The following is an 11,247-nucleotide window of genomic DNA, read 5'->3' as shown; positions in this document are numbered from 1 at the left end:
ATTTATTTACCTAAAATTTCTAAAACCCACTTACGATGACTTTCAGCTCTAAGCAACTCTGTTGCAAAACGGTAGCAAGTGAAGGCAATAAACAAACACAGCACAGAGACAATGTTAATCAACAAAGGCCATAACATAGATGGTGCTATCGACGGCTTGTCTAGTTTAGTAATACTCGCACCTTGGTGAAGTGTATTCCACCACTCGACAGAGTAATGAATAATTGGCACATTAATCATGCCAATCACGGCTAGTATACAAGCTGCTTTCGCACCCGTACGCTTGTCATCAAAACTTTGAAATAGGGCAAACACACCCATATATAAAAACAATAAAATTAATTCAGAGGTGAGTCTAGCATCCCATACCCACCAAGTGCCCCACATAGGTTTGCCCCATAATGACCCGGTAAATAACGCAATGGCGGTAAAAGCTGCACCAATCGGGGCCATTGCCAAGACACTAATTTCTAATAGTTTAATCTGCCAAACCAATGCACAAAAGCCAGCGATTCCCATCGACATATACACTCCCATCGACCAGATAGCTGCCGGCACATGAATATACATAATGCGTGCTGAATCACTTTGTTGATAGTCTGTAGGGGCAAATACTAGCCCCCATATACAACCAACAATTAATCCACAAATAGCCAATGGCATAAAGAATCGCTGAAATGCCAACGATAATTGATAAGCTTTTTCTGGTTTTGCGTAAGGATGTAACCATTTAAACATTGTTTTAACCCATATTTAGTTTGAGCGCTTGTGCTGTCGCCAGTGGTGCAATAGTCAAAGAAAACACCGCCAGTGCAGCCAATATTGTTATAGGTGCCGTATACGGCAAACTTTGTTGCGCGGCATCCATAGCCGCACCAGCAAAAATCAGTGATGGTACAAGCAAAGGTATTAATAACAAAGCCATAACCCCCCCGCCTTTACGGCTAGCAACCAATAGCGCACTTGCAACAGCACCTAGACAGGCTGTTAATATACTACCAAGCAGCAAAGTTTGTACCAAGACTGACCAAAGGCCAACTTCCATCGACATAAAAGGTACGAGTAAAAAGCTGCAAAAGACCAAAGGCAAACAATACAGCAACCAGAAGCTGACAATTCGAGATAAAACAATCAGGCTGTGTGGCACACCTGATAGAAATACCTGCTCCAACCAACCGTTTTCAAAATCTTCGGCAAACATTCGAGGTAGCGCTATCAGCATAGACAAAATAAGCGCAATCCATCCGACGGCACTTGCCAAACGTGAAAGCATGGTCCCATCAGGGCCTACTGTAATAGGAAATAACACAATTACGAGTATAAAAAATAATACAGGCAGTATAAATTCGTGTTTCTGGATGGCCGCAATTTGAAAATCACGTTTAATCGACTGGATAAAAAACGACGAAAAAGACATTAAAACCTGTACTCCAGGGATAATACTTCATCAACCACATTTGTGGGTAAGTCTTGATGACTGGTTACCATAACCATACCGCCTTGACTTTTATGGCGGGCAAATAGCGCATTGAGCACCTCAACACCTTTAACATCTATGGAGGTAAATGGTTCGTCTAAGACCCACAGTTTGGCATTAGAGTTCCATAATCGGCTTAACGCAACACGACGTTTTTGCCCAGCAGACAAAAATTTTACCGGGACATCATGTAAACCAGCGAGTCCAACTTTATTGATGAGCGCAAGTATATCAATTTGTTGATTCTTTAAATTACACCAATGCTGCATATTTTGTTCGGCACTAAGCCATTCATTTACTGCTGGTTTATGTCCTAAGTACAAAACATTATCGCCACAATCAGCGATGGGTTGTTGATCTAACTCAACTTTTCCTTGTTGTAATTGATTTAAACCAACTACACTGCGCATTAATGTAGTTTTACCAGCACCATTTGGTCCCTTGAGATAAAGTAGGCTACCCTGATTAATAGAAAAGGATAAATCTTCAAATAAAATACGCTGATTTCTAATGCATGTGAGGTTGTTGGCCGATAACAAAATACATGACCACAAGGTTGATTTAACTTGATTTCGGATACTAACATATTCTGAATGTTTAGCTACACCCTAATCGAACTAACCGCCGAAATGATGTGCAACAACAACCTTTAAATACTTTCGCAACTTATGCCTATAGAAAGCTTTAATAATAAATTAGACAAAAATATCCTAAACAAGCTGAGCACAGAGCCATATGCTCGCATTGCGTTACAAAATCAACAAGCAGCGCTCGTGAAAGTCAATGAAGTGATGGCTAGCTTACAATTCCCTCTTGGGCAAAAGCTCAATATTTCGCTTGCATCGTTACCGCAAGCACACCCTCTCAGGCACATTATCAATCAACCACAAAATAACCCTCAAGTTGCGCCACAAACTAATAAGGTGATGGTGAGTTTAGTCAAGGATCAACTTAAGCTAACCCCTAAACAAATTTCGGTCGGCGATATTGGCTTGTCCACGGATAACAAAACAGCACTGGTTAACTTAGCTTTGGCTAAAGAAGCTAGTCAAGCGATTAAAGGGCAAATGCTGGTCGCGAATGCAAAGTTAAACACTGTCGAATTTTCCTTAAACCAGCAAGAGTACACTTTGGACAAAAACCAGTTAAATTTACCGAAAAATTATACTGGCGCAGTTTTACTCAAGCTTGTTAATAAAGGTGAGGCCACAGGACTATCATTCGAAGTATTGTCACCCAAAAGCACAAATAGTGCGATAGAGCTGCGCCAAAGCAAGTTGGTCGCGCAAGTAATAAATGAAAAAATTAGATTGCCTGCTGGTGACGTTGAAGTTAAATCCATTGCAAGCATGCCAGCTAAAGCGAACGCGCCTGTAACCATTCAATACAACCCAACTCGTCAAACACTAACGCTTACATCAGCCGATTTAAAGTCGCCTCTATTGTTGGAGTTAAAAAATTTACCCGTTGCAAGTCGAAACATTATTGAAAAATCATTTAGTCCGCCGCTTGCAGGTATAAATTGGATAAAGCCCGTGACCACAGAGTCGGCAGAGGAGCAAACTGTCGCAATCGCAGGTATAAAATTTAAAGTAGCGACTGCCAATCTAAACGAAAAAAAGATCCCTTTTGCAAACATAGCAGTCGCAAATAACTTGGTTAAAATAGCGTCTGTTGGCGGGGAAAAGAGACAATTTATTTTGCCTGAAAAAAATATTGTACAAAATTTAATTCAATCACTAAACGGGCCGAATGGTAGAAGCGCACCAGAGTTACTTGCTCAGGTGAAAAATCTACCTATCGAGTTAGCAAAACCAATCGAGCAAGCGGTTCAACAAGCGATCAACAAACAGTTTTCTCAAACTAGCTCTGCATCAAATATTAAATTTACCCTGTCAGTCAGTCCTGATGGTCACAACATTCGTATCCATGCAAGTTCAGCAGGGCAAATAAATTTACCCGTCAACAAAGACTTGCTTGCGCAATTAACTGAGTTGGGTTGGGTTTCACAACAAAATGAAGCAAAACCAGCTAATTTACCCACAGCAAAAATATCAGATTCAGCGCTTTTAAATCAGCTACAAGCTAGCTTGCAGGCAAACGCCAAAGAAATTTCCCCTGCAATTAGTCAACAAATTAAACATTTACTTAGCCTGACCAATCATAAAAATGTTTCATTAGATGCGCCGCTCAATCAGCTGATGCAGATGTTAAACGAACAAAGCCCAGAACTACCTGGATCATTAAAATCAGCACTCAGTCAAATATCCAATACAGTACAACAACCCAATGCGAATCAATTAAAACAGCAAATACTCGAGCAGGTCCACTTACCAAGCATTACCCCATCTTCGCCGACGTCTACGGTCACAAGCAATTCGGGTTTAGCCAATGCATTAGTGTCGGCACTGCAGCAGATTTTCTTAGCGAAAGCCAAGCGTGCTCAACATCCGCAGTCACAGCAAGTAAATAAAACCACCAGCAAAACGCATGGTGCAAATAGCTCAGTTCAGGCTCCAGCAGATGCAGCCAAAGGCTCTGCTAGTTTAAAGCTCACACAGGCCCTCGCACAAAGCGTACGTAATCTACAAAACAACCAACTACATACCGCTAAATCACAACTTGATAATCAAAATCAAATATTTGCCAGCCTGCCTATACTCGGCAATCAAACACTGCAACAATTAGATTTAGCCATCCAAATCGACCCTGATTCAAACAACGCAGCCAACGAAGCGGTAAAAATGTGGCGCTTTTCACTAAAATTTAATATGGGAGAGCTTGGAAATATGCTCGCTAAGGCGGTTTATGTTGAAGGAAAACTGAAAATTAACCTATACACTGAAACTGAAACGCTACTAAACTTAGGCCAAGAAAATATTCTACAGCTTAAAAAAAGCTTAGCCAAACTGGGGATCACTTTAGATGAGTACCATTTTAACTTGGGCAAAATTCCTAACCAACTCTGGAATGAGTCTGCATTATCAATGCAGTATAGGATGATATAGCGATGTCAAATGACGAAAAAAAAGCAGTTGCACTAACCTATGATGCGCCCAACACACCAAAGGTGACGGCAAAAGGATTCGATGAATTGGCTCAATCGATTATCCAGCAAGCACAAGAAGCAGGCGTAATGGTTCACGAGGATATAGAACTTGCGAACTATCTAGCCAAATTGGATGTTGGCAGTGAAATACCCGAGGATGTGTACATCATTATCGCTGAAATTATCGCTTGGTCATACTTATTAAAAGGCATCACCCCTGCTGATTTAGGATTAGCACAAAAGCGTATCAATACCCAAGCTTAGGCGCTAATGTATTAAATCTAATGCTGGTACGGTTAACGGGTGAAACAAGGTGAGTTTTGATTGAAAAAATGCATCACCCGCCGCAACAGTCAGCAAATCGTGATCTATCATCACACTCCAGGATAAGTTTTTCGAAACAAGTTGACTCAAACTTTCTACCAGATCGGCGTCATATTCAACCAACTGCAAATTAGGGTGTTTGTTGATAAGTTTATGCAGTTTTTGCGCTTTTTGTTGATCGCAATAAAATAACCAAACATGCTCAGATTTCGCTTCTGCTTTTTCTAAACGGTCAAGTGACAACTGATCAACTTCAATCCAGTGCTCAAACTGAACGTCATTACGTTTAACAAATAAATCTGGCTCATCACCAATACAGATGGCTTTGCTCATTTGCAATTGTTGATGACGAAAAATCGCCCACGCCAATATACGTTGTACCAAATGCTGATTTGACTCAGCTTGATGTACAGCCAATATTTCACTGCGTGTTAGAAAGTCTTGTGAATCAATATGCGATACATTGATATCGGCTTTGATAATTGTTGAACCATCTGCCATACGCGCCTCCACAGACGCAATAACTACTCAGTTAAGTATTAACCAATTATTAACAAATAGCCAATAAAATAATTGCAGGCTTAAAATACCTGATGTTTTTAAGCCTGCTGAATGTCAGAACTGGTTTTATTCGTTTAGTTTTTTTCGGTTTTAGCCCAACTATCACGCAAACCGACTGTACGATTAAATATCAGGGTTTCATCGGTTGAATCTTTGCTGTCTTTAACAAAATAACCTGTTCTTTCAAATTGGAAAGGCTGAGAAGCTTTAGCGTCAACCAAGCTCGCTTCAACTTTGGCGTTTGCTACCGTGACTAAGCTCTCTGGGTTTAAAACTTGAGTAAAGTCTTCTTCTGCAGCTGGGTTGGCAACAGAAAATAATCTATCGTACAAACGAACTTCAGCTGCTCGTGCAGTTTTTGCATCAACCCAATGAATAACACCTTTAACAGAACGACCATCTGCAGGCTTTTTACCCAAAGTATCCGGATCGTATTGGCAATAAACAGTTTCAATATCACCGTTAGCATTTTTATCCACTCGCACCGCTTTAACCACATAAGCACCGCGCAACCTGACTTCTTTGTCTAACACTAAACGCTTATATTTTTTATTTGCTGACTCTCTGAAGTCTTCTCTTTCAATATAAACTTCTCGAGAAAACGACACTTCACGTGTACCAAAATCTGGGTTTTGCGGATGATTAGCAATGTTTAAAGTTTCAACCTTACCTTCAGGGAAGTTCTCTATCACTAGTCTAATTGGGTCTAATACTGCCATAGCTCTAGGCGCATTTTCGTTTAAGTCTTCACGAATACAAGCCTCTAACATTGCCATTTCGACCATATTATCCATTTTTGTAACCCCAATTCGAGTACAAAATTCACGGATAGATTCAGGCGTGTATCCTCGTCGTCGTAAACCAGCGATAGTTGGCATACGAGGATCATCCCAGCCTGATACATGGCCTTCAGTAACCAATGCATTAAGCTTACGCTTACTCATTACCGTATATTCAAGGTTTAAGCGCGAAAATTCATATTGATGCGGCCTTGCTTCAATTGAAATGTTATCCAATACCCAATCATATAAACGACGGTTATCTTGGAATTCTAATGTACACAAAGAGTGCGTAATATCTTCAATCGCATCCGAAATACAGTGAGTGAAATCATACATTGGATAAATGCACCATTTATCACCCGTTTGGTGATGATGGGCGAATTTGACTCGATAGATAATCGGGTCACGCATACACATAAATGGCGATGCCATATCGATTTTAGCACGCAACGCGCACTCGCCTTCTTTAAATTCACCGGCCCGCATTTTTTCAAATAGCGCCAGATTTTCTTCGGCAGAAGTATCACGATACGGACTGTCTTTACCGGGCTCGGTTAGCGTGCCTCGGTATTCACGAGTTTGTTCGGCATTTAAAAAGCACACATATGCCTTGCCAGCTTTAATCAACTCAACAGCATAAGCATATAATTGGTCAAAGTAGTTTGAGGAGTATCTAGGTTCACCAGACCATTCAAATCCTAACCATTTAACATCTTCTTCAATCGATTTTACATAATCAATATTCTCTTTTTCAGGATTAGTATCATCAAATCTGAGATTACATGTGCCTTGATAGTCCTGAGCAATACCAAAGTTTAAGCAAATAGATTTAGCATGGCCTATATGTAAGTATCCATTTGGCTCGGGTGGAAAACGTGTATGTACATATGTGTGTTTTCCAGAATCTAAATCTTGGTCAATAATAGTACGAATGAAATTGCTTGGGCGAGCCGATGAGTCGACCATAAAAATACTAATCCTCTTTAAATCGATTTGCGCAAATATTGTAACTGAAATTTGCCATTAACAGTATTGTTGTTAGCAACTAACGTGTTTTAATGTTGTAAATTATGCCACTTTATATCATAGTTATCAGCAACACTTAGTAAAAATTATCCGCTGCGGTGATTCACGCACAGGGGCTAAGTAAAAAGCCACAAGTTTGGACAAGGATTTGGTATGTTCATAAGCATTCGTACAAAACTGCTGCTCATGACACTGTCAACAGTTGTTATACTGTCAAGTGCTATTCTGTATATATCAATTAATGAACACAAAAGACTGTATATTGAAACATCCGAGCGAGACTTTTCGGCATTATCACAAAATATCTCCGAAGACTTAGTTGAATATTTTGCCGCCAATAAAGCGGACGAATTTACTTTGGGTACCCGCTTACTCCAACTAGACAAATATCCTTTTGTAAAATTTGCCGCTATTGCCAATAACAATGGCGAGTTAGTGCAAAGCTACATCAACCCGAATTACTATTCAGATGAACTAAAACAAACAATTCCTTTTTTAATTAACTCAGCGGAACAATCGGCTAAAGCAGACAATAGCTTAATACTGTCTAGTCAGATTGGCGATGAACCTTACAATGTTGGTCACTTTTATCTAGCGATTGACATTGAAAAGCAACTTGGCCAAAGTCAAGGAGCATTTATTGAAAAGCTAATACCCTTGGCAATCGCATCATTAATCTTTGCCTTTTTATTTTCCAACTATTTACAAACTACCGCGATCAGCCCATTACTAAATTTAATTAAAATGGTGGAAAAAGTTGAAAAAGATCAAGACTACCAAAGTGTTCAAAGTATAAAAACGCAAAGCAATGATGAGATTAAACAACTGACAGAAAGTGTTCGCGATATGCTGTTAACTATAGATAAACAGCAGCAAGCGAATAAGTCTTATACCCAAACATTGGTAAAGCAACAAGCCGAGTTAATTCAACTAGCCAATTACGACCAATTAACAGGTTTGCCGAATCGCAAAATGTTTATGGATATTTTATCGCGCTACATTAAGCAAATTGAACACCAGTACCATTCAATTGCGGTGATATTGCTCGATTTAGACGACTTTAAAACAGTTAATGAAGCAATTGGCCACAAAAATGGTGACAAGTTATTACTCGAAATTACCAATAGATTAAAAGCCTTATTGACCGAAGATCAAGTGATCGCACGAATTGGCGGGGACGAATTTGGCATTATTTTGCCTGAAGACAAAACGCAAAAACAAGCGGTACACCTATGCGATCAGATTGTGTTAAAACTTAATAAAAATGTTTATGTTGATAGTTGGTCCTTGCAAGCGACCGTTAGTATGGGCATAGCCTACGCCAAACCAGCCAATTTCGACAGTGGTTTAGTACTATCTAACGCCGATGTGGCATTATATAAAGCCAAACAAAGTGGCAGAAATCGTTATATTGAATTTGTTGATGCGATGACAGCGCAACAGGAGCGACGATTGCAAATTGCAGCGGCGATAAAAGATGGCTTAGCCAACGATGAGTTTTATTTATTATACCAGCCCAAGGTTAAACCGAATGAAGGCGTGGTCGGTGTTGAAGCTTTGATCCGGTGGAATAGCCCATCACTTGGGATGATTTCACCAAACGAATTTATCAATATCGCTGAACAAACAGGCAGAATAAATGATATTACCCGTTGGGTTATCGAAAAAGGTTTCCAACAACTTATAACTTTCCAAGCGCAGTTTAATACTCAGTTAAAGGTATCATTTAATTTAAGTTCATTAGATATATTCAGACCTAATTTTGTTGCTTATTTAGTCAAGGCACTTAGCAATCCAAATATCAATACTCAGCTCATTCAATTTGAAATTACCGAATCGGCATATATTGAAAATTTCGATACAGCACAAACCTTTATCGGCAAAATTAAACGGTTAGGTTGCAGCGTTGCACTAGATGATTTTGGCACGGGATATTCATCTTTAAGTTATTTAACTCAAGTGCAAGCCGACACCATTAAAGTTGATCAATATTTTGTGCGTAATTTGTTTAATTCAGAAAAAGATCGAAAAGTAACAGATGCAATCATCTCTTTAGCTAAAAAGCTGGGGATGACGATTTGCGCCGAAGGTGTTGAAACTCAAGCACAATACGAATATTTACATCAGTCAGGGGTTGACCAAATCCAAGGTTATTATTTTTCTAAACCCGTCGCGATGGAGCAGCTAGCAGGTACACTCAAGCGGATTGACAAGCAACTAACCACCATAGCGAAAAAAGCTTAATCACTAAACTGATATATAATCTGATATTTATCTAATTGAATCGACTCTATGCTCGCAACACCAATTGTCCCTTTTTGGTTATCAATGATTTGCAGCATTTGAGCAAAATCATCAACTTGCAATGGCGGTTTACGTTTACCCGTGAACTTAACTTGTGCCCAATAAGACTGTAGTCTAGATTCAGTTAACCCCATAACACGAATGTTAAACACTGTGCGCCATGGATGCCCTGGCGCCAATACAATGGGCTGCAGTATCTCGCCATTTTTTTCTAAACGAGCACCTAGAAACACCTGCTTAATCTGTTGACGAGACAACTTGTACGGGGTCTCCAGTTGGGTAAATACCACAAATTCATCACAAACCGCTTTAGTCGTTAGCAACAGTGGGACTATAGCGACAGCTAGGTATTTAGCTGCGTACTTTAGAATACCCACTCTACTCCCCCTAACATTAACAAAGCAGAGCCATCAAACGTCAATTGCACTGCTGAAGGTAAACCGATGAACGGCTGTCCCCAAGTTTTTCGTAAGTCGATTTTAAGAGCGACTTTAGGTGCAACATCGTAGCGCATGCCCAAGGTTATACTTTTCGCATCGGCATCAGGCCGTGTTTGTAAAAATTCGTTGTAACTTGATATTGCAAAATCTAGCTGAGCATCCCCTGTAGTCAACTCTAATTTATCTAATCCAGCCAAATAACCTGCATGCCTGCGACTGTAGGTAAAATGAAAAGTGTACTGATTAATGTGTTTACCTAAAGTCAGGTAATATGCCTTCAACAGGGACAATGCTTCTATGTTGTGATCAACCTTTATAAACTCAAATTGAAAAAAATGTTCGAGCATTGGATAGTGAAAACTAAACTGATTAAATTTAATATCACCATCTATCGTTAGTTTTTGTGCCAAATCTGTAAACAATGGATTTGTTTGGCCTGCAATACTAAAACCATCTATTAACGGGGTTAATTCATTTTCAACGATCCTATAGTCACCTTTCGTTTGTGACACCCTCACGACAAAGTCTAGAAAACTCAAGTTAATCGCCGCGCCTTTATACACATCTGACTGCGCCCTATATACTGACTTATTAACCTGAATATTTTGGTCTACTTTGCCTAAAAAACCTTGAAAGCTGACGGTAATATCCTCACCCAGCCACTCGTATTCTGCTAAACCGCCTTCAAATTGGCGAAAAAAGTAGGATGAATAAATTTCATCGGGTGGTGACACCCAGTGATAAGCATAACCGACGTCCAAGACATCACTATAATGAAAAAATGGCGTATGCAACTTACCCACTTTAAACTGCCAACTATCACCCAGTTGATAGTTTAAATAGAGCCAGCCCAATGATGAGCGATTACGATTAGAGTGAGCGAGCAGTTGTGCAGTTGCAGATAAGTTATCAGAAATGTTGGCATCTAGCTGTAAACCAAATAAACTGTTTTTCGTAAGTGAAACCGCTTGACCATAACCCTCTAATTCGGCGTCATCGCTTAACACTTTACCTGCAATAAGGCGACCAAAACCAGAATACTCGACAATCGATGATTCGTGCGCCACCGCTGAAAAATTTAATGTACTGAAAACGAACGAAACAATCGGCCAAAAATTTTTATTCAAAATACCTTCCTTGTGGAATACGTGCTGCACTAAGTATAGCGTCAAAATCCACTAGTCCGCCACTTGCAAATGTTAATCAATTCAATATAGTAGCGTGTTCAAATTGTTTTACACTAGGACCTAGTTGAACTTTACAGTTCAATTTTGCAGCAGTTGGT

Annotated in this window: 10 protein-coding genes; 3 read left to right on the top strand and 7 right to left on the bottom strand. The window is 39.7% G+C overall.

The window, feature by feature from the left end; all coding sequences use genetic code 11:
• Window positions 1–2: 2 nt before the first annotated feature.
• The 3 genes from DS2_RS00780 to ccmA are packed head-to-tail and all read right to left on the bottom strand — an operon-like array spanning window position 3 to window position 2,015.
• Window positions 3–737, bottom strand: coding sequence for a heme ABC transporter permease (locus tag DS2_RS00780; RefSeq protein WP_035012668.1), 735 nt, complete (start codon window positions 735–737; stop codon window positions 3–5).
• Between the two features lie 4 nt (window positions 738–741).
• Window positions 742–1,416, bottom strand: coding sequence for a heme exporter protein CcmB (gene ccmB, locus DS2_RS00775; RefSeq protein ID WP_035012667.1), 675 nt, complete (start codon window positions 1,414–1,416; stop codon window positions 742–744).
• Window positions 1,416–2,015 carry a cytochrome c biogenesis heme-transporting ATPase CcmA gene (gene ccmA / locus DS2_RS00770; RefSeq protein ID WP_081754142.1) on the bottom strand — a complete coding sequence of 200 codons (600 nt, stop codon included), beginning with the start codon at window positions 2,013–2,015 and terminating at the stop codon, window positions 1,416–1,418. Before ccmA ends, ccmB begins: the two co-directional genes overlap by 1 nt.
• A gap of 129 nt (window positions 2,016–2,144) precedes the next feature.
• On the opposite strand from ccmA, the gene DS2_RS00765 reads away from it, so the two are divergent.
• Window positions 2,145–4,484 (top strand): flagellar hook-length control protein FliK, encoded by a 2,340-nt coding sequence (locus DS2_RS00765; RefSeq protein ID WP_035012666.1) that lies wholly within the window; start codon window positions 2,145–2,147, stop codon window positions 4,482–4,484.
• Between the two features lie 2 nt (window positions 4,485–4,486).
• Window positions 4,487–4,789, top strand: a complete 303-nt coding sequence (locus DS2_RS00760; protein ID WP_035012665.1) for an EscU/YscU/HrcU family type III secretion system export apparatus switch protein — start codon at window positions 4,487–4,489, stop codon at window positions 4,787–4,789.
• Window positions 4,790–4,792: 3 nt separating this feature from the next.
• On the opposite strand, the gene DS2_RS00755 is transcribed toward DS2_RS00760, so the two are convergent.
• Both DS2_RS00755 and glnS read right to left on the bottom strand, forming a co-directional pair.
• A complete protein-coding gene (locus DS2_RS00755) occupies window positions 4,793–5,350 on the bottom strand; it encodes a YaeQ family protein (protein WP_035012664.1) in 558 nt (185 codons plus the stop codon).
• 134 nt (window positions 5,351–5,484) lie between these two features.
• A complete protein-coding gene (gene glnS, locus DS2_RS00750) occupies window positions 5,485–7,158 on the bottom strand; it encodes a glutamine--tRNA ligase (protein ID WP_035012663.1) in 1,674 nt (557 codons plus the stop codon).
• A 213-nt stretch (window positions 7,159–7,371) separates the two neighbouring features.
• Between glnS and DS2_RS00745 the strand changes: the two genes are divergently transcribed.
• Entirely contained in the window at window positions 7,372–9,462 is a 2,091-nt protein-coding gene (locus DS2_RS00745) for an EAL domain-containing protein (RefSeq protein ID WP_035012661.1), read from the top strand.
• On the opposite strand, the gene DS2_RS19540 is transcribed toward DS2_RS00745, so the two are convergent.
• Together DS2_RS19540 and DS2_RS00735 are read right to left on the bottom strand one after the other, a co-directional pair.
• Window positions 9,459–9,899, bottom strand: a complete 441-nt coding sequence (locus DS2_RS19540; RefSeq protein WP_051479490.1) for a hypothetical protein — start codon at window positions 9,897–9,899, stop codon at window positions 9,459–9,461. The two genes, DS2_RS00745 and DS2_RS19540, sit on opposite strands and share 4 nt — an antisense overlap.
• The gene (locus tag DS2_RS00735) at window positions 9,887–11,089 is read right to left on the bottom strand and encodes a hypothetical protein (protein WP_035012660.1); all 1,203 of its coding nucleotides are present in this window, start codon (window positions 11,087–11,089) and stop codon (window positions 9,887–9,889) included. The genes DS2_RS19540 and DS2_RS00735 overlap by 13 nt, the downstream gene beginning before the upstream one ends.
• Window positions 11,090–11,247 lie beyond the last annotated feature (158 nt).

The sequence above is a fragment of the Catenovulum agarivorans DS-2 genome (assembly GCF_000568405.1).
Lineage (GTDB): Bacteria > Pseudomonadota > Gammaproteobacteria > Enterobacterales > Alteromonadaceae > Catenovulum > Catenovulum agarivorans_A.
Note: the sequence above shows the minus strand (reverse complement) of the source record. Positions and strands in the feature narration are given on the sequence as shown.

What these genes read in the sequence shown, in the direction of transcription:
- DS2_RS00745 (WP_035012661.1), top strand. Translation starts at nt 7,372, where the DNA reads ATGTTCATAAGCATTCGTACAAAACTGCTGCTCATGACACTGTCAACA.
- ccmB (WP_035012667.1), bottom strand. Translation starts at nt 1,416, where the DNA reads ATGTCTTTTTCGTCGTTTTTTATCCAGTCGATTAAACGTGATTTTCAA.
- DS2_RS00765 (WP_035012666.1), top strand. Translation starts at nt 2,145, where the DNA reads ATGCCTATAGAAAGCTTTAATAATAAATTAGACAAAAATATCCTAAAC.
- DS2_RS00780 (WP_035012668.1), bottom strand. Translation starts at nt 737, where the DNA reads ATGTTTAAATGGTTACATCCTTACGCAAAACCAGAAAAAGCTTATCAA.
- DS2_RS00760 (WP_035012665.1), top strand. Translation starts at nt 4,487, where the DNA reads ATGTCAAATGACGAAAAAAAAGCAGTTGCACTAACCTATGATGCGCCC.
- DS2_RS00755 (WP_035012664.1), bottom strand. Translation starts at nt 5,350, where the DNA reads ATGGCAGATGGTTCAACAATTATCAAAGCCGATATCAATGTATCGCAT.
- glnS (WP_035012663.1), bottom strand. Translation starts at nt 7,158, where the DNA reads ATGGTCGACTCATCGGCTCGCCCAAGCAATTTCATTCGTACTATTATT.